Source organism: Paenibacillus lacisediminis (assembly GCF_046567315.2).
In genome coordinates this window covers 48,891-66,445 of record NZ_JBKIAX020000019.1, presented here as the reverse complement: position 1 = coordinate 66,445, position 17,555 = coordinate 48,891, and the positions used below count along the sequence as shown (strand labels likewise).

The 17,555-nt window shown below is 53.4% G+C and carries 17 protein-coding genes and 1 pseudogene; 12 read left to right on the top strand and 6 right to left on the bottom strand.

Features of this window, described 5'->3' with window-relative positions; all coding sequences use genetic code 11:
* Positions 1-111 precede the first annotated feature (111 nt).
* Genes polA through ACLD72_RS26945 form a run of 4 tightly spaced genes read left to right on the top strand, consistent with a single transcriptional unit; the run spans position 112 to position 4,875 of the window.
* A complete protein-coding gene (polA, locus tag ACLD72_RS26960; RefSeq protein ID WP_411003670.1) occupies positions 112-2,787 on the top strand; it encodes a DNA polymerase I in 2,676 nt (891 codons plus the stop codon).
* A gap of 23 nt (positions 2,788-2,810) precedes the next feature.
* Positions 2,811-3,722, top strand: coding sequence for a DNA-formamidopyrimidine glycosylase (mutM, locus tag ACLD72_RS26955; protein WP_411003669.1), 912 nt, complete (start codon positions 2,811-2,813; stop codon positions 3,720-3,722).
* A complete protein-coding gene (coaE, locus tag ACLD72_RS26950; RefSeq protein ID WP_411003668.1) occupies positions 3,719-4,315 on the top strand; it encodes a dephospho-CoA kinase in 597 nt (198 codons plus the stop codon). The genes mutM and coaE overlap by 4 nt, the downstream gene beginning before the upstream one ends.
* On the top strand, positions 4,312-4,875 hold the full coding sequence (locus ACLD72_RS26945; protein ID WP_411003667.1) for a lytic transglycosylase domain-containing protein: 564 nt from the start codon (positions 4,312-4,314) through the stop codon (positions 4,873-4,875). The genes coaE and ACLD72_RS26945 overlap by 4 nt, the downstream gene beginning before the upstream one ends.
* A 67-nt stretch (positions 4,876-4,942) precedes the next feature.
* Here ACLD72_RS26945 and ACLD72_RS26940 read toward each other — a convergent pair whose 3' ends face one another.
* A complete protein-coding gene (locus ACLD72_RS26940) occupies positions 4,943-5,182 on the bottom strand; it encodes an alpha/beta-type small acid-soluble spore protein (RefSeq protein ID WP_251595500.1) in 240 nt (79 codons plus the stop codon).
* A 125-nt stretch (positions 5,183-5,307) separates the two neighbouring features.
* Here ACLD72_RS26940 and nrdR point away from each other — a divergent pair, with 125 nt between their 5' ends.
* From nrdR to pstB, 5 genes are all read left to right on the top strand, one after another.
* Entirely contained in the window at positions 5,308-5,778 is a 471-nt protein-coding gene (gene nrdR / locus ACLD72_RS26935) for a transcriptional regulator NrdR (protein WP_251595498.1), read from the top strand.
* Positions 5,779-5,977: 199 nt separating this feature from the next.
* Positions 5,978-6,943 (top strand): phosphate ABC transporter substrate-binding protein, encoded by a 966-nt coding sequence (locus ACLD72_RS26930; protein WP_411003666.1) that lies wholly within the window; start codon positions 5,978-5,980, stop codon positions 6,941-6,943.
* Between the two features lie 82 nt (positions 6,944-7,025).
* Positions 7,026-7,928: a phosphate ABC transporter permease subunit PstC gene (gene pstC, locus ACLD72_RS26925; RefSeq protein WP_411003665.1), complete on the top strand. Its 903-nt coding sequence runs from the start codon at positions 7,026-7,028 to the stop codon at positions 7,926-7,928.
* Positions 7,925-8,812: a phosphate ABC transporter permease PstA gene (gene pstA / locus ACLD72_RS26920; RefSeq protein WP_251595492.1), complete on the top strand. Its 888-nt coding sequence runs from the start codon at positions 7,925-7,927 to the stop codon at positions 8,810-8,812. Before pstC ends, pstA begins: the two co-directional genes overlap by 4 nt.
* Positions 8,813-8,824: 12 nt before the next feature.
* Positions 8,825-9,583 carry a phosphate ABC transporter ATP-binding protein PstB gene (gene pstB, locus ACLD72_RS26915; RefSeq protein WP_411003663.1) on the top strand — a complete coding sequence of 253 codons (759 nt, stop codon included), beginning with the start codon at positions 8,825-8,827 and terminating at the stop codon, positions 9,581-9,583.
* 101 nt (positions 9,584-9,684) lie between these two features.
* Here pstB and ACLD72_RS26910 read toward each other — a convergent pair.
* Positions 9,685-9,870 (bottom strand): annotated as a pseudogene (locus ACLD72_RS26910) (IS4 family transposase); the annotation flags it as partial.
* A 376-nt stretch (positions 9,871-10,246) separates the two neighbouring features.
* On the opposite strand from ACLD72_RS26910, the gene ACLD72_RS26905 reads away from it, so the two are divergent.
* Positions 10,247-11,065, top strand: a complete 819-nt coding sequence (locus ACLD72_RS26905) for a transposase (protein WP_458476243.1) — start codon at positions 10,247-10,249, stop codon at positions 11,063-11,065.
* Positions 11,066-12,079: 1,014 nt separating this feature from the next.
* Complete coding sequence (locus ACLD72_RS26900) at positions 12,080-12,709, top strand: DedA family protein (RefSeq protein WP_411003238.1); 630 nt, start codon at positions 12,080-12,082, stop codon at positions 12,707-12,709.
* Between the two features lie 97 nt (positions 12,710-12,806).
* Here ACLD72_RS26900 and ACLD72_RS26895 read toward each other — a convergent pair whose 3' ends face one another.
* Complete coding sequence (locus ACLD72_RS26895) at positions 12,807-12,989, bottom strand: hypothetical protein (protein ID WP_411003237.1); 183 nt, start codon at positions 12,987-12,989, stop codon at positions 12,807-12,809.
* Between the two features lie 156 nt (positions 12,990-13,145).
* Here ACLD72_RS26895 and ACLD72_RS26890 point away from each other — a divergent pair, with 156 nt between their 5' ends.
* Entirely contained in the window at positions 13,146-14,156 is a 1,011-nt protein-coding gene (locus ACLD72_RS26890) for a helix-turn-helix transcriptional regulator (RefSeq protein ID WP_411003236.1), read from the top strand.
* Positions 14,157-14,307: 151 nt separating this feature from the next.
* On the opposite strand, the gene ACLD72_RS26885 is transcribed toward ACLD72_RS26890, so the two are convergent.
* From ACLD72_RS26885 to ACLD72_RS26875, 3 genes are read right to left on the bottom strand one after another with little or no spacing between them, the layout of a single operon-like run.
* Positions 14,308-15,141, bottom strand: coding sequence for a carbohydrate ABC transporter permease (locus ACLD72_RS26885; protein ID WP_411003235.1), 834 nt, complete (start codon positions 15,139-15,141; stop codon positions 14,308-14,310).
* A 22-nt stretch (positions 15,142-15,163) separates the two neighbouring features.
* Positions 15,164-16,051 carry a carbohydrate ABC transporter permease gene (locus tag ACLD72_RS26880; protein ID WP_411003234.1) on the bottom strand — a complete coding sequence of 296 codons (888 nt, stop codon included), beginning with the start codon at positions 16,049-16,051 and terminating at the stop codon, positions 15,164-15,166.
* Positions 16,052-16,084: 33 nt separating this feature from the next.
* Positions 16,085-17,458, bottom strand: coding sequence for an ABC transporter substrate-binding protein (locus ACLD72_RS26875; protein WP_411003243.1), 1,374 nt, complete (start codon positions 17,456-17,458; stop codon positions 16,085-16,087).
* Positions 17,459-17,555: the final 97 nt, after the last annotated feature.

Below are 17,555 nucleotides of genomic sequence, written 5' to 3'. Positions count from 1 at the left end.
CGGCTGCCGGTTTTATTGTTTTGCGCTCTTTACGGGGCCTCGCGGTGTTAACCGGAGGCCTGCTGTGTTATCATAGGTAACAGGAACAAAACACTCGGGACGAGGTGTAGTATGGACAAATTGATCCTTATAGATGGCAACAGCATAATTTACCGGGCGTTTTTTGCGATGCCGCCGCTGACGAACTCCGGCGGGCTGCACACGAATGCCGTTTACGGTTTTACCAATATGCTGCTCCGGCTGATTCAGGAGGAGCAGCCCACTCATATTCTGGTGGCGTTTGATGCGGGCAAAACGACCTTTCGCCACGAAGGTTACCAGGAGTATAAGGGCGGCCGCGAAAAAACACCGCCGGAGCTGTCGGAGCAGTTCCCGCTGATGCGGGAGCTGCTGGAAAGCTTCGGCATCGCCTGGTTTGAACTGCCCGGCTACGAAGCCGACGACATCATCGGCACGCTCAGCAAACAGGCCGAGGAATCGGATCGCGAAGTGCTTGTCGTCACCGGCGACAAGGATATGCTGCAGGTGGTCACCGACCGGGTCAAGGTGGCGCTAACCCGCAAGGGCGTTAGCGAAGTGGAGCCTTATGGGCCGAAGGAAATTGAAGAGCGGTACGGCCTTAAGCCACTGCAAATCATCGACCTGAAGGGATTGATGGGCGATACGTCCGACAATATCCCGGGTGTGCCGGGAATCGGGGAGAAGACAGCGCTGAAGCTGTTGCATCAATTCGGCTCCGTGGAGGAAGTATTGGCCCATACCGGCGAGCTCAAGGGCAAAATGAAGGAAAATCTCGTAAACCATGCCGAGGATGCGCAGCTCAGCAAGCAACTGGCGACGATTTTCCGCGAGGTGCCGGTGGAGCGGTCCTGGGAGGATATGCAATTCTCCGGCATCGAAGAGGAAAAAGCAGTTCCGATGCTGCGCAAGCTGGAATTCAAATCTCTGCTGGAGCGCTTGTCCTTTACCGCGGGAGCGGGCGGGAACGCTGGGGCGAATGCGGACGCGGATGCGGCTCGGGCGGCGGAGGACATCAACGTGACGATGGTGGACGCGGACACCTTGCCGGAAGTATCCGGGCAGCTTGCGGAAGTCGAAGGGATTATCATCGAGTCTTACGGGGATAATCCGCATCATGCCACACTGATGGGGCTGCTGCTGTCGACGCCGACGCGGCATTTTTTCCTGCCCTTTGAATTGCTGAAGCGGGAGGAAGCGGCGGACGTGCTGTCCTGGCTGGCGGACGAAAACATCCCTAAACGCGGGTACGACCTGCACCGCGCCGATCTCGCTCTGTTTTGGCAGGGCATCGCTTTTGCCGGCGCCGAACATGACGTCCAGCTTGCCGCTTATTTGCTTGATCCGACGGAAAACGACCAGACGATCAGCGGACTGGCGGCAAAATACGGACTTCCGCACGTGCCCGCGGATGAAGACGTGTACGGTAAAGGCGCGAAATTCAAGGTGCCCGATCCGGAGACGCTCAGCCGCCATTTGGCCCGCAAAGGGGATGCGTTGCTGCGCATCGTTCCGCTCCAGCGCGCCGATCTGGAGAAATACGAGATGCACGGGCTGTTCTATGATCTGGAGATGCCGCTGTCGCGGATCCTGGCCGATATGGAGAAGCAAGGCGTAGCCGTCAACCGGGAAGACCTGAAAGAGCTTGGGGTCGAATTCGAAGCGCAGATCAACAAACTGGTGACGCAAATCTACGAAATCGCCGGGCAGGAATTCAACCTGAATTCACCTAAACAATTAGGAGAAATCCTGTTCGATAAACTGGGGCTTCCGGTCATTAAAAAGACCAAAACGGGTTATTCCACCGATGCGGAGGTTTTGGAGAAGCTGGCGCCTTATCACGAGATCGTCCAGTTTATCCTCGAATACCGCCAGCTCGCTAAGCTGCAGTCCACCTATGTGGAAGGTTTGCTGAAGGAAATTATGCCGCAGACGGGCAAGGTGCACACCTATTTCCGGCAAACGGTTGCCGCTACCGGACGGCTGAGCAGCCAATATCCGAACTTGCAAAATATCCCGATCCGCCTGGAGGAAGGCCGCAAAATCCGCAAAGTGTTCGTTCCTTCGGAGGAAGGCTGGTTTATTCTCGCCGCCGACTACTCCCAAATCGAGCTTCGCGTCCTGGCCCATATTTCCGGCGACAAGGGGCTGCAGGAGGCATTCCTGCACGATATGGACATTCATACGAAGACGGCGATGGACGTGTTTGGCGTCGGGCCGGACGAGGTGGACGCGAATATGCGCCGTTCGGCAAAAGCGGTCAACTTCGGCATCGTGTACGGGATCAGCGATTACGGATTATCCCAGAACCTGAACATTACGCGGAAGGAAGCGGCCCGCTTTATCGAGCAGTATTTTGAAGCGTTCCAGGGTGTTCGCCGGTATATGGACGAGATCGTCAAGGAAGCCAAACGTGACGGTTACGTCAAAACCTTGCTGGAGCGGCGGCGCTATTTGCCGGAAATCAACGCTTCGAACTTCAATTTGCGCTCATTTGCCGAACGCACCGCGATGAATACGCCGATCCAGGGAACCGCAGCGGATATTATCAAGCTGGCGATGGTGAAAATGGACAAGGCGCTTTATGAGCACGGCTTAAAGAGCCGGATGCTGCTGCAGGTGCATGACGAATTGGTGTTTGAAGTCCCTCCGGAGGAGCTGGACTTGATGAAGAAGCTCGTACCCGAAACGATGGAGAACGCGATTAAGCTGTCCGTGCCGCTGAAGGCGGAGGTCAGCAACGGCGGCAACTGGTACGAAGCGAAGTAGAACAAACGAAGAGGTGACTAGCCATGCCGGAATTGCCGGAAGTGGAAACGGTCAGAAGAACGCTGACTGAATTGATCGTGGGGAAAACGATCCGCTCCGTCAAGGTGTACCTGCCGCGAATCATCCAGCGGCCGGACGATATACAGCGGTTTGAGACGGAGCTTGCGGGCCACCGGATCGTGGAAATCGGCCGCAGGGGCAAGTTTTTGCGGATCGTGATGGACGGGCTTGTGCTCGTTTCCCATTTGCGTATGGAGGGCAGATACGGAGTGTATTCCGAGGAGGAGCCCGTCGAAAAGCATACGCATGTCATTTTTAAATTTACCGACGGCACGGAGTTGAGATATAAGGATGTAAGGCAATTTGGCACGATGCATTTGTTTTCCCCGGGGGAGGAATTTGCGAGCAACCCTTTGGCCAAACTGGGAGTGGAACCGCTGGACGATTCATTTACGCCGGAGGTTTTCCGGAAGCTGATGACGCGGCGGACGACAAAAATCAAACCCGCGCTGCTGAACCAGGAATATGTCGTCGGTTTGGGGAATATTTATGTGGATGAAGCTTTATTCCGGGCCGGCATCCATCCGGAGCATCCGGCGGACAAGCTTAGCCGGGCTGATCTCGACCGGCTGCACGAGGCGATCGTGGCCACGCTGAACGAAGCGGTAAACGCCGGCGGCTCCTCGATTAAATCGTATGTGAACGGTCAAGGGGAGATGGGCATGTTCCAGCATGCCTTGCGCATCTACGGGCGGACCGGCGAGGTTTGTCTCGTATGCGGGCATCCGGTGGAAAAGACGGTTGTCGGCGGCCGGGGAACTCATTTTTGCCCCACATGCCAGAAGCCTTACCGGACCGGCCGCGGACGAAGCAAGGTAGGGCCCGGACGAGCCGGTTCCAGCTCCCGCGAAAACAGTGAGGTGTTAAAAGGATGAACATCGGCTTGACCGGAGGCATCGCCACAGGCAAAAGCACGGTATCCCGCATGCTGGTGCGAAAGGGAGCCGTTTTGATCGATGCGGATGTCATCGCCAGGGAAATTATGGAGCCCGGGCATCCGGTGCTGGCTGCGGTGGCGGAGCGCTTCGGACAAGCCGTGCTGCACCCGGACGGGACGCTCAACCGCAAAAAGCTGGGCGAAATCGTGTTCGCGAGCCCTGAGGAGCGAAAAGCGCTGGAGAACCTGACTCATCCGGCGATTCGCGCCGAGATGAGAAAACGCATGGCCGAGCTCGAAGCCGAAGATCCCCGCCGGCTTGTCGTTGCGGATATTCCGCTGCTGTACGAGTCGGGGCTTGAGCGGTTGTATGAACGGATCATGGTGGTTTACGTGCCGAGGGACGTGCAGCTGTCCAGATTGATGGAGCGGGACGTTTTAAGCCGGGAAGAGGCGGAGCGCAGGCTGAATGCGCAAATGGATATCGAACTGAAAAAAGAAAGGGCGGATATCTTGATCGACAACAGCCGTGGACTGGATGAGACGGAGCGTCAGATTGACGGGTTTTGGCGGGATCAGGGACTGCTATGAGGTGGCTTCGCAAAAAAAGAGTGCTGCTATTGTTATTCCTGGGGTTTATCGTTTTGATCTTTTTTAATTCCGCTTGGCTTTCGTTGTTTTATCCGATTTATTATAAAGAGGAAATTCGCTCTCACGCGAAAAACAATGGCATCGACCCGTTTATCGTGGCGGCCATCATTAAAGTGGAGACCAATTACAAGACCGGTGCCCAGTCGAAAAAAGGGGCTTTGGGGATCATGCAAATCATGCCGGACACGGCGAATTGGGTCATCACGAAAGCGGGTTTACCCGATACGTCGCTGGATCAGGTGCAGAATGAGATCGGGACCAACATCGAAATCGGGACCTGGTATTTAAAGTCGCTGTCGGAGCAGTTTGACGGCAATGAAATCGCCATGATCGCCGCCTATAATGCAGGGCCGACTAATGTCAAGAACTGGATCAAAAGCGGGAAATGGGACGGCCGTTTGGAAACGTCCAAAAATATACCCTTTGGTGAAACCCGCCATTACGTTCAGCGGGTAACGCATTACTATAAACAGTATTCCGACATTTACGACGAGTTTTGATTTTGTTGAAAAAAGAAGCACTGACCGGCGTTATCCGCCTGTCAATGCTTCGGGGTGATCGGCGTTATTAGAATTGGCCAGCTTGGCCACCGGCTTGGCCTGCCAGCTGTTGTTCAGCGATAGTAACCAAGCGTTTCGTAATGAAACCACCGATCGAACCGTTTTCGTAGGAAGTCAGGTTACCAGCATATCCGTCTTGTGGGAAAGAGATGCCAAGTTCCTGAGCGATTTCATATTTCATTTGATCCAATGCTCCGGAAGCTTGTCTAACCACCAGGTCGTTCGAAGAGTTATTATTTTGTGCCATGATGTTCACCTCCTTGTGGTTGGTAACAGTATTATGTGCCGGGACTATCAACTTCATTACTTTTTTTCGAAGTTATTTATTGGAATTAATGTAAATTACAATCTGTGGAAAGGAGGGGGCTGACGTTGAAATGTCCGTATTGCGATTATTTGGGGACAAAGGTGCTGGATTCGAGGCCGGCTAACGAAAACAGGTCGATCCGGCGGAGGCGGGAATGCGAGAAATGCAGCCGGCGGTTTACGACCTTTGAAATGGTGGAAGAAATGCCGCTGATCGTCATCAAAAAGGATGGAAGCCGCGAGGAGTTCAGCCGCGAGAAAATGCTGCGCGGCTTGATCCGGGCCTGTGAGAAACGCCCGGTTTCCGTGGAGCGCCTGGAAAGCATCGTGTCCGAGGTGGAGCGGTCCATGCGCCATTCGGCCAATGCCGAAGTGGAAAGCCGCGAGATCGGCGAGCTGGTGATGGAGCAGTTATACCCCGTGGACGAAGTGGCCTATGTTCGTTTTGCTTCGGTGTACCGCCAGTTTAAAGATATCAATATGTTTATGAAGGAACTGACCGGGCTGCTGTCCAAAAATACGAGAGAAATCGAATAACCGAATTTGCATGAACTAACACCGAATGAACACTCCCTGTATCCAACCTTAGGGGAGTGTTTATTTTTGTTTGCCTTTGTCGAAATTAAGGGGGACCCGCCAATGTCATTTTACACAAAGTTTACATTACGAAAACATGGGATTGATCTTCGCCACCTATAATCAGGTTGTAAAACAAATAAGGGGGAAACCTGAGACAATGAAAAAGAGTATGCTTATGGTTTTGACTTTGGTATTAAGCTTGACCTTGGCGGCTTGTGGTCAGGGTGGCAACGCAAAAACTAACACCTCGGGTGCTGCTGAAGGCGGTAACGCAGGGGCGAAGAACGAGGCACCGGCGAACAACGGCGGGAACGCGGCAACTTCCGATTTGTCCGGCTCGGTTCTGGCTGTAGGTTCCTCGGCGCTCCAACCGCTGGTAGATCAAGTTTCGAAAAAATTCATGGAGCAAAATCCAAACGTATCCATTCAGGTTCAAGGCGGAGGCAGCGGCACGGGGCTGACGCAAGTTTCCGGCGGACAGGCTGACATCGGTAACTCCGACGTGTTTGCCGAAGAGAAGCTGGAAGCCGCTCAAGCTTCCGAGCTGGTTGACCACCAAGTAGCGGTTGTCGCTATGGCCGCTGTAGTGAATCCGGATGTGACGATCGACAACCTTACGAAAGACCAATTGGTGCAAATCTTTACGGGTAAAGCAACAAACTGGAAAGACCTGGGCGGCCCGGATCAAAAGATTCAAATCGTAAACCGTCCTTCGAGCTCCGGTACACGCGCTACGTTTGAGAAATACGCACTTGGCACGAAAACGGAAGACCTGCAAGGTTCGATCCAAGAGGATTCCTCCGGTACGGTTAAGAAGCTTGTCGGCGAAACGCCGGGAGCCATCGGTTATCTGGCGCTTTCCTACCTGGATGACACCGTAAAAGCCGTGAAATACGAAGGCGTGGAAGCAACTGTGGATAATGTGGCAAACGGCACTTATCCGGTATGGGCTTACGAGCATATGTACACGAAGGGTGAGCCGAACGAAGTTGTTAAGGCGTTCCTGGATTACATGGTCTCCCCTGATGTACAAGGCGATAACGGCGATGTTGTGGAACTTGGCTATATCCCGGCAAGCAAAATGCAAGTTAAACGTGATGTTGACGGCAACATTACAAAATAATTTACTACGCTAAACATCATAACGGCAGAAGAAGAGGCGGACATTTCTGCCTCTTTCTGTGCTGTGTAAAGGGAGAGGTTTCATGGCTCAGTCCGGCGGAAATAAAAAAGTACAGCCGCACATTATAGAGGAATGGACCGGTAAAATATTTACGTCATTCTGCATCGTGCTATTGGTTGTGACGATTTTCTCGATGGTGTATTTTGTCTCAACCAAAGGTTTAAGCACCTTTTTTCAGGACGGGATTTCGATTCGCCAAATTTTTGGAAGCACCGAGTGGAGGCCGGAGGGCGTACCCCCGATGTTTGGGGCGCTCCCCTTCATATTGGGATCGTTCAGCACTTCAATCCTGGCGGCCCTCATCGCGGCGCCGCTCAGCATTTGCGCAGCCCTGTTTATGGTCGAAATTATGCCTAAATTCGGCAAAAAGTTTTTGCTGCCGGTGATCGAGCTGCTGGCCGGGATTCCTTCGGTCGTTTACGGTTTTGTCGGCCTGAGCGTGATCGTCCCGTTTTACCGGGACATTTTTCCCGGACAAGGGCTTGGCATTTTTGCGGGGGCGACGGTATTGTCGATTATGATTTTGCCTACGATTACGTCCATCGCCACGGATGCGATCTCCGCTCTACCTCCCGGTTTGAAAGAAGGTTCTTATGCTTTGGGGGCCACGCGCTGGCAAACCTTGTGGCGGACCGTCCTGCCGACCACGATGCCTTCGCTGCTCACCGGGGTTGTGCTGGGGATGGCCCGGGCCTTCGGGGAAGCACTCGCCGTGCAGATGGTGATCGGGAACGCGCCGCATATCCCGCGCTCGCTGTTTGAATCCACCTCCACGCTGACCAGCGTCATCACGCTTAGCATGGGCAATACGGTTATGGGGACGACGCAAAACAACGTGCTTTGGACGCTTGCTTTAATTTTGATGCTGATGACCTTCGTTTTCGTCTTTATCGTACGGTGGCTGGAAAGGAGAGCACAACGATGAGTGCAAAAACAGCAGACAAAATCGCAACTGCCGTCATTATTGCGCTGGCAGGCGTTATTGTGCTGATCATGGTCGGACTCCTCGGGTTTATTTTAGTCCGCGGGTTAGGCCATATCAGCTTTGATTTTCTGACCTCTCCGCCGGAGACGATCAAGGCTGGCGGCGGGATTGGTCCGCAATTATTCAATTCCTTGTTCCTGCTTGTTCTGACGCTGATCATCACGATTCCGCTTGGACTCGGCGCAGGCATTTATATGAGCGAATATGCGAAACCGGGTAAGCTGACGAATTTTATCCGGCTGATCGTCGAAGTATTGTCTTCTTTTCCGTCGATTGTCGTCGGTTTGTTTGGCTTGCTTGTGATCGTTAATGTTTTTGGCTTCGGCTTCTCCTTGTTCTCCGGGGCGCTTGCGTTAACGGTGTTTAACCTGCCGCTGATGGTGCGGATTACGGAGCAGGGCATGGCCAGCGTGCCGCAAGCGCAGAAGGAAGCGAGCCTGGCGCTGGGTTTGTCCAAATGGAAAACGATCAGTTCGATTATGCTGCCGATCGCGATGCCGGTCATTTTGACCGGGACGATTCTGGCCGCGGGCCGCGTGTTTGGCGAAGCGGCGGCGTTGTTGTTTACGGCCGGTATGAGCAGTCCGAGACTGGACTTCGGGAACTGGAACCCGCTTAGCCCGACGTCGCCGCTGAACCCGTTTCGCCCGGCGGAGACGCTTGCCGTTCATATCTGGAAGATCAATTCCGAAGGGCTGGCTCCGGACGCTCCGGAAATCGCCGCGGGCGCTTCGGCCGTGCTTATCATCACGGTGCTTCTGTTCAACCTGCTGGCACGTTGGGTCGGCCGCCTGATGTACAAGAAATTTACGGCTACGAAATAGGAGGGCTCCGAGGTGCAAAATACCGCATTATCCACGAAAGATTTGAGTGTGTTTTACGGAGAAAAGCAAGCCGTAAAAGAGATTTCGCTCGACTTCGCCTCGCGGCAGGTGACGGCGTTAATCGGGCCGTCCGGCTGCGGGAAATCGACGTTCCTGCGCAGTCTGAACCGGATGAACGATTTGATATCCGGCGCCCGGATCACCGGGGACATCTGGATCGGGGACGACAATATCAACGATGCGAAAACGGATGTCGTGCTGCTGCGGCAAAAAATCGGCATGGTGTGGCAGAAACCGAATCCTTTTCATAAATCGATCTATGAAAACATCGCATTTGGACCGCGTTATCACGGCATCCGCGACAAGAAGAAGCTGGATCAGATTGTGGAGGAGTCGCTCACCAAAGCCGCGCTCTGGAACGAGACGAAGGATCGGCTGCACAGCTCGGCTCTGGCATTGTCCGGAGGACAGCAGCAGCGTCTCTGCATCGCCCGTTCGATCGCCGTAAACCCGAGCATCATCTTGATGGATGAGCCGGCATCCGCGCTGGACCCGATTTCGAGCGCCAAAGTCGAGGAACTGATCGCCGAATTAAAACGCGAATACTGCATTATTATCGTTACCCACAACATGCATCAGGCTGCGCGGGTATCGGAGAAAACCGCGTTTTTCCTTATGGGTGAACTGGTCGAGTATGACGACACCAGCAAAATCTTTACGAATCCTTCGGAAAAACGAACGGACGATTACATTTCCGGCCGGTTTGGATGAACCGGTTGCTTTAAAGGACCGAGCCAAGGGAGACTGCCTCCTTGGGCTCGGTCTTTGCCTTAAGATTACTAAAGGCGGTCTGGCTTCTTAGGGAGTGCGCCGAACGTGCCGGTGGCATGATTACTAAATCGGGCAAGCAGCTCGGCCGCTTTGCTGCGATACCGTTCAAACATGGAAGCATGGAAGCGTCAACGATGAAGAGGGCGTCACGATCCGCTGAGGTCAGCGCATTTACCTTTTGCACCGTAGCCGCCCTCGAGCAGTGTCACAAATCGACGCCAGGTGAAGGGCTGTCCAAAGGGTTCGTGTCTTGGCGTCTTGGCGTCTCGGTGCCTCGGTGTCTCGGTGTCTCGGTGTCCCTGCCTGCAGCCTTTGCACGATTATCCCTTTCGTTCAGTGAGCAGGAGGTGGGGGCTAGAACAAGGGTTTCAAAAAAAGAGAGAAGAAAAAAACAATAAAGATGAGGAAAAAAATGAGGCGGTTCAGGTGAGATTTTCGGCTTGATTAGGGAACGTACGTTTGGTATAATAAAATAAATCGAACATATGTACGTAAATTCTTGATTCGGGGGCGAGCGAACATGGAAGTCAATGCGGGAACGGAACTTCAACCATTCACCAGCCGTTATAACAGCGAGCAGTCCTGCATGGGGCGCTGATCGCGATGAAGTGGCCGAACGGCTTTGTCTGCCCGCGCTGCGCTCACACCCGGTGCAGTCGTTTGACCTCCCGGCATATCCCCTTGTTCGAGTGCGGAAAGTGCAAGCATCAAACGTCGGCTTTGGTTGGCACAATTTTTGAAGGAACGCATTTGCCCCTGCTCAAGTGGTTCGAGGCTCTGGATTTATTCCTGCTTGAGGGCGGCATCTCGGCGATGCGGCTGAGCCAGGTGATCGAGGTCACCTACAAAACCGCTTGGTTGATGCTACACAAAATACGCCATGCCGTCGGAGAGTTCGATGCCCGGGAACTACTCTACGGAGACGTGAAGGTGAACAGCGATCAGTATGGGCGTAACCCGTCCCGGTGTCAGTTTACGCATCCGTATGCCACGGCGGTTATAGCGGGATGCACGGTGACGGAGTCGGGCGAGCCGGAGCAGGTCAAAATCCGCCTGGTGCCGCATAAGCGAGGAGACGGACAAAGAGCAAACCGTCACGAACTCGCTGCGTTCATCAACGGGCATGTGGATCCCCGTACATCGGTAGTACAGTCGTTCCCTCTAGCCTTTTGTCTGTATACGCCCTTGCGGAAAGTGGTGAGAGAGGCGTGGGAATCGCTGAAGAGTACATATATAGCCTTGGGACTGAAGCATCTGCAGGCGTACCTCAACGAGTACACCGGACGCCGCCAGCTGCACCTGCCTGGAGCGAAAGAAACGATGCGGCAGAAGTTGCTGCGCATGTGTGTGGCGATTCCGGCGATCCCTTACCGCCGGCTGATCGCGCGCCAACCGAATCAGCCTCTTGCAGCTGCGGCCTGATCGACACGCTGGAACGGTGGGGGGAGTTTGACGCAGATCAACTTAATGGGTAGGGGTTAGCTTAATGCGGATCAACTTGATTGGTGTGAGTTAGCATGAACAGTGCGGGCATTGCTGCAGACGGAAAGGTTCAGGCTACAGCAAAATCACGGTCTTTTCGTTTCCCTCGCGTCTTGTCCTTGATCTCCTGTCCTGATCTCTTGTCTTGATTTCTTGTCTTGATCTCTTGTCCGGTCTGTTTCACCTCCCTTAAACCTGATTCCTTCTCCTAAGCCTGTCTAAATGATCTCGAGCCTGTCCGCTTCTCCACCAAATATTTTCTTCTCCCGAGCTTGTCTGTTTCTCTGCTAACCTGATCAAACGGGATAATCGTGCAAAGCGCCCGGACAGTGAGTGTTGATCTGCCGCCCACCCCAAGAAAAGAATACTTTAAATCGTTTGGCAACTGATTTAGGTCGGGCTGATGGTCTTATAACAATGAAAGACACCTATTTTGTCTATCGTAGAAGCTCGTCACTCTCGCTTTACCAAACGAAGCGGTGTTTTTCTATTTTGCCAGCCGCCTATCTTAATTCTTTGAAAACTTTCAGCTCAAGGACTCAAGCTGATTTTTGCTCTGCGAAAGTTGAGTTATAAAATTCCGGCATGGTAGAGGACGAGGTATTTGGAGCCTAAAGGACCTCAGAGACCTTATCTGCGGAAAAACAGTGGCGCGAAAATTTTAACGGACTGAGATGCCGCTATTTCGCTTGAATCGGTCCGGATGAACTCGTTTCGAGTGAAATAGGGTCATGTGGGTCCGTTAGGCTGGGAAATATTCGGGAAATGGGCGGATAAGGTCGCTGGAGTCCGTTAGAGCAGCGTCCTCACTGAAAGGCCGCCCCGGCCCGCAGTCCAGGATGGAACCCGCCTTGGGGCCATTTTGGATTGGAAATTCTCCGCGTATACTGTTAACATAAAAAAGAATAAGGCGAATTGATGGCGGCGCCTTGAACTCGTAAAAGGAGAACGATCATGAACGTGCTGGCTTGGATTGAGCGGATGTTCGAGCATTATGGTTATTTCGTATTGTTGCTCGGACTGCCGGTGGATTTTATCGCGCTGCCGTTGCCGCCGGGACAAACGACGCTAACATATACCGGTTATTTGGCCTATAAAGGGGTACTCCAGTTCGTTCCGGCTTTACTGGCCGGCTACGCCGGATCGGTGATCGGCGTAACGATTACGTATTGGCTTGGCCGTTGGATTGGAGCGCCGCTCGTTGAGCGCTACGGCAAATGGATTTTTTTAAAACCTTCCCACTTAGAGAAAACAAGGCGCATTTATGGAAAATATGGAAATAAGATGCTGTTGATCAACTTTTTCGTACCTGGGGTCAGACAGTTTTTCGGATATTTTGTAGGCATCATCTGTGTCCCTTTTCGTACGTTTGCCCTCTATGCCTATGCCGGGGCGGCCATATGGGTTACCGCTTTTGTAGGCATCGGATTCGTGTTCGGCGAGCAATGGCAATACGCGTTCGGGCTGGTGGAGAAATATCTGAAGTATTTCTTTATGGGCCTTGGGGCTCTGCTGCTGGTAATTGTATATATGAAGTGGAGAAAGTGGCGGCTAAAAGTAGCCAAGCTATCGCGAAACTCTTGATGAGGTAGTTCACACGCACTTAAAGGCGCTCTGGTCGATGATCCCGCGCCTTTTTTCTTGCTTAATCCTATTTATGACTATTCTGAACCCCTTATGATCATTTTGGCTTGGGTTTTTTCGCCGCTTCTCCATCGGCTGACTCTTCCTCCCGAAGCTTCAGCAGGGACAGCAGTTCGAAAAAGTTCCCTAAGGCAGCGAATCCGGCCCCGATAATGGCCAGGTCACTGGCGGTAACTATCGCATCGTCCGTTTTTTTCGTCTTTCGTCTTCTTTTTGCCAAGCACACCACCTGCTTTGAAGTCAACTTGCTTTATCATATGCTGTAAATGAAAGGGATGGTCATGTTTGAACGAAACTGGGCGGAACTGAAAACGGCGCTTGACCCATTCGAAGTACGAAGTACACTTCAATTCTCCCATGAGAAAGGTAAATTGTCATGTCCAAAGCCGATAACATGCTATCCATGCTTTGGCTGCTGCGGTCGGGAAAAAAGATGACGGCCCAGCAGCTGGCGGACGAGCTGGAAATCCATATCCGAACCGTATACCGCTGCATCGATTCTTTGTGTGCCAGCGGCGTGCCGATCATCGCCGATTCCGGACCTAACGGGGGATATCGGATTCTCGGCGACTTTGCGGAATCGCCGCTGCTGTTTGATGCGGACGAGCAAAAAGCGCTGGTGCATGCTTCGATATTCGCCAGAGAGGCGGGGTATCCGTTTTCCGCCGAGTTGGAGCGGGCGGTTGAGAAGCTGAAGCGTTATACAAACGAAAAGCAGCTGGATCAAATGGAACGCCACGGCCGCGGCGTGTCCGTGATTTATCCGCCCGTGGGCGAGAAACAGTCGGCCTATCTGCAGCAGCTGGAGGAAGCGGCGGCGGAAGGACGGTCGCTTGTTATGGAGTATGCAAGGGGCAAGGATTCGGCTGTGGAGAGCCGCGTGTTTGATTGTTACGGCATTATTCACTGGAAGGGAAGCTGGTATACGGCCGGATTTTGCCGCCTGCGGCAGGGTCTGCGCAGCTTCCGGGTAGACCGCATCGTCCGCTTGGAGCCTTCGGATCACCGGTTCGAGCGGCCGGCGGATTTTTCCGCGAAAGATTTTTTGCTGGGCGGATTGCTGCCGTCTTCGCTGCGGGAGGAGTCCCTGGTCACCGTTCGCCTTGCCGGTCATGACCGGGTTTTAAATGAACTGCAAAACCATTGGATGTTCGGCCACACGCTGGTTCGGCGGAGTGAAGGGGAAGCGGAATTCAAAATGGATTCATCCGCATTGTATACTTATGTGCCATACTATTTGCTGCCTTACGGCAAAGCGCTGACGATACGCGAGCCTGACCGGCTCGTGCGGCGGATGGCGGAGATTTGCGCGGACATGGCCGCCCATTATGAGGGGATGAACAAAGAGGCCGGATGGAGGCTGAAGACACAGGTAGAGAGGGAGTGAGAAAAGGGCGGATAAGGTCGTTGGAGTCCGTAAGAGCAGCGTCCATACTTAGAAAGAGATGAAGAACTCGGTTCTTCGGCTTAATGAAAGAAGGGAATGGGTATGGGGGGAACTCCATACCCATTGCACGTCAAAGGGCCTCGCTAGCGTCCTATCCTTTCGTGCCGCCTTGAAGGCCAAACCCTTTGGACATAAAACGCTGCGAAAGGATATACAATGCGACGGAAGGGATCGCATACAGGATGGAGAAAGCGGCCAGGTTCCCGTACTCCACCATCCCGTATTGTCCGAAAAACTGGTACAGCTTTAAGGAAGCCGGGAAGTTTTCGGGGGTTTGCAGCAAAATATACGGAACGAAGAAATTGCCCCAGCTTCCCGAAAACGTGAAGATGGCCACCGTACAGATGCCGGGGATCATCAGGGGAGCAACCACTTTGCGGATGCCCGTAAACACCGACGCTCCGTCGACCCATGCCGCTTCCTCCAGGTCCTGCGGCACAGAGTCCATAAAATTTTTTAGCATCCAAATTCCATAAGGCATCGAGGAAGCGACGTAAAACAGGATCACCCCGTAAATCTGGTCATACAAATTCAAGGTGAGGAACAATTGGTACACCGGGACCATCACGGCCGTAATCGGCAGCGAGGTCATAAATAAAACGGTCAGCATGAACGGCTTTTTGTATTTCATTTGGTACCGCGATAAGGGATAGGCCGCAAGCAGGGCCAGGATGACGACGAGCACCGCCTGGCCGAGCGACATGATGAGTCCGATCAAGAAGGCGCGCTGATTTTCCCGGCTGGTGATCACTTCGATATAGTTATCCGCCGTCACCCGGTGCGGAAGCTTAAGCGTCTGCATCGCGTTTGAGTCGATTGAGGCGACGATGACCCAAAGCAGCGGCAGTACGAAGCAGATGCCGATAAAGGTAAGAATGGCGTACGGCAACACCCTGTAGACGATTTTACGTTGTTTGGCGTTCATACGAAGCCTCCTTGTCAAAAGCTTATTTCAACGAACGGATATAGAACAGGCTGAACACCACTCCGATCAGCAGGAGCAGCAGGGAGATCGCCGTTCCGTATCCTAGCTGATAATTGACAAAGGCCTGATTGTACATAAAGATCGGCAGCGTCGTCGTCGAAGTGCCCGGTCCTCCGCCAGTCATGGCGTAGATCAGCCCGAATACCCCAAGCGTCTGCAAGGTGACGAGCATCATATTGGTGACAAAACTTTCCTTAATATAGGGCAAGATGATCCGGGTGAGCACCTGCCATCTCGACGCCCCGTCGACGACGGCCGCCTCTTCGACCTCGCTTGGCACATCGTCCAGCGCCGCTTGAAACACGAGCATGGAGAAGGCGGTCCCGTGCCAGATATTGGCCAGAATAATCGTCAGCATCGGCACGGTGAACAGCCAGGTGACCGCCGGGATGCCGACAAAGGCGAGGATCGAGTTTAACGTGCCTTCGTCCCCGAAAAAACTGTACAAGCACAAAGCGCAGACGATTTCCGGAGTTACCCAGCCGGCCAGCACGATCGTGCCGATGACGCGGCGGAACAGCTTGTTTTTATGCTTCATCAATAAGGCGATGACAAAACCGAGCACCTGCTGGCCGATCACCGCCGAGCCAAACAGGAAAATCAGCGTATTCCAGATGCTGATGCGAACCGTCGGGTCCTTGAACATATGGATGTAGTTATCGATCCCCACAAACTTCAGTTCCTTCGCGGATTCTCCGGTTAAGGCCAGATTCGTGAACGAATAGAAAAAGGTCAGGAATACCGGATAAATGAAGAAAATCAGCATGATGAGGATGGACGGAAGCAAGAAGTAGAGCCACGTTAATGAATTTCTTTTCTGCCGATACGGTTCGGCCGTTATGCTGCTCATGTCGTTCACCTCCCGAAAGCGAGTCGTTCATCGCTATTTTTGCATCACATGATCCTCGCCGACGATACGGGTGACATCCTGAGCGTATTTTTTGGCGGCGTCGGCCGGAGAGGTTCCCGTAGCCACGGATTCGACCATCGTTTGGATTTGCGTGGATACCTCGGGGTATTTTTCCTGGGCCGGCCTGAACTCGGCGTTTTGCAAATATGCCGTGGCGATTTCGTTAAACGGCATTTTCGTATATTCCGGATCTTTGGCCACGTCGGCCCGGACCGTAATGTTGCCGGAGGACATGACGAGCTTTTGGCTGTTTTCTTTGTTCAGCGCGTATTTGATGAACTCCCAAGCTTCATCTTTATGTTTGGCATTGCTCGGGATGGACAACGCCCAGCCGCCGGCCAGCGTGATCGCACCGGGATCCTGGCCTTGACTCGTCGGCATCGGGGCAAAGCCGAGCACGTCTTTGTATTCCGGCCAAGGGGCGGCTCCAGTGTCCAGGTAGTTGCCGGTAATCCAGGAGCCGTCGAGCGAAATGGCCAGCTTGCCCTGCGGCAAGTATTCGCGCGAAGCGGTATTGCCCGCCTGGCCGTTCAGCACTTTGGAGAGCGGTGGTCCAAGCTGCTCTTTGTTCACGGTTTCTATAAACCCGAGCGCATCGAGAATGCCTTGGCTTTGTATGATCCATTTCCCGCCGGCGTCATCGTAAAGCCGTTCGCCCGTGCCGTACAGCAGCATTTCATAAGTTTGCATCGAGGTGGCTTCGCCCGTCGCCTTGCCCATGTTCATCCAGATCGGCACGACGTCCGGTTCCTTTTCTTTGATCGTCCGGGCTGCGTCCAGCACCTCGTCCCAGTTATTGGGCTGCCATTCCTCCGGAAGTCCGGCCCGCTTGAAAATTTCCTTGTTATACCAGAGCCCGCGCGAATCGGTATTGTAGGGCACCCCGTACACTTTGCCGTCGCTGGCGGTCACGCCTTTTTTCATCGCTTCGATAAACGAGCCGTTGGTCCAATCCTCCCATGCCTTCAGCCGTTCATCGAGCGGTTCAAGGTAACCCGCGCTGGCGTCAGAGTTAAGGATAAACGTATCCTCCGTGACAATGTCCGGCGCCGTATCTTTCGATTTCAAAGCCAAGGCGACTTTGGCAAAATAGTCCCCTTCGGACGCCTGAATCGGCGTTGGCTTGATCTCTACATTTTTATTCGGATAGCCGGCGGCAACTTCCATGATCCATTTGTAAAACGAGCCTTTTTCCCCGGCACCGTCGTCCCGGTACGTGATCGTAATCGTAGTTTTTCCGGACCCGCCAGCCCCTTCGTCGCTTTTGCCCGAACAGCCAAGCAGCAAAGCTCCGCACAATGCGATGCACAACACGACGGACGTAATCTGCCAACCCTTTTGTTTCATGAAGGCCATGTTTTTCCCTCCCTAAGTAAGTATGCGGCTAGAGCAGCGAAAAAAGCTTGCTGGATTGTATCCGCTTACAAGCCCTTTTGATAAAAAC

Excerpts from the sequence above, each read along its gene's own strand:
- ACLD72_RS26890 (WP_411003236.1), top strand. The coding sequence starts at position 13,146 with ATGTCCAAAGCCGATAACATGCTATCCATGCTTTGGCTGCTGCGGTCG.
- ACLD72_RS26885 (WP_411003235.1), bottom strand. The coding sequence starts at position 15,141 with ATGAACGCCAAACAACGTAAAATCGTCTACAGGGTGTTGCCGTACGCC.
- polA (WP_411003670.1), top strand. The coding sequence starts at position 112 with ATGGACAAATTGATCCTTATAGATGGCAACAGCATAATTTACCGGGCG.
- pstC (WP_411003665.1), top strand. The coding sequence starts at position 7,026 with ATGGCTCAGTCCGGCGGAAATAAAAAAGTACAGCCGCACATTATAGAG.
- ACLD72_RS26945 (WP_411003667.1), top strand. The coding sequence starts at position 4,312 with ATGAGGTGGCTTCGCAAAAAAAGAGTGCTGCTATTGTTATTCCTGGGG.
- ACLD72_RS26905 (WP_458476243.1), top strand. The coding sequence starts at position 10,247 with ATGAAGTGGCCGAACGGCTTTGTCTGCCCGCGCTGCGCTCACACCCGG.
- pstA (WP_251595492.1), top strand. The coding sequence starts at position 7,925 with ATGAGTGCAAAAACAGCAGACAAAATCGCAACTGCCGTCATTATTGCG.
- coaE (WP_411003668.1), top strand. The coding sequence starts at position 3,719 with ATGAACATCGGCTTGACCGGAGGCATCGCCACAGGCAAAAGCACGGTA.
- ACLD72_RS26930 (WP_411003666.1), top strand. The coding sequence starts at position 5,978 with ATGAAAAAGAGTATGCTTATGGTTTTGACTTTGGTATTAAGCTTGACC.
- ACLD72_RS26940 (WP_251595500.1), bottom strand. The coding sequence starts at position 5,182 with ATGGCACAAAATAATAACTCTTCGAACGACCTGGTGGTTAGACAAGCT.
- ACLD72_RS26900 (WP_411003238.1), top strand. The coding sequence starts at position 12,080 with ATGAACGTGCTGGCTTGGATTGAGCGGATGTTCGAGCATTATGGTTAT.
- mutM (WP_411003669.1), top strand. The coding sequence starts at position 2,811 with ATGCCGGAATTGCCGGAAGTGGAAACGGTCAGAAGAACGCTGACTGAA.
- ACLD72_RS26880 (WP_411003234.1), bottom strand. The coding sequence starts at position 16,051 with ATGAGCAGCATAACGGCCGAACCGTATCGGCAGAAAAGAAATTCATTA.
- ACLD72_RS26875 (WP_411003243.1), bottom strand. The coding sequence starts at position 17,458 with ATGAAACAAAAGGGTTGGCAGATTACGTCCGTCGTGTTGTGCATCGCA.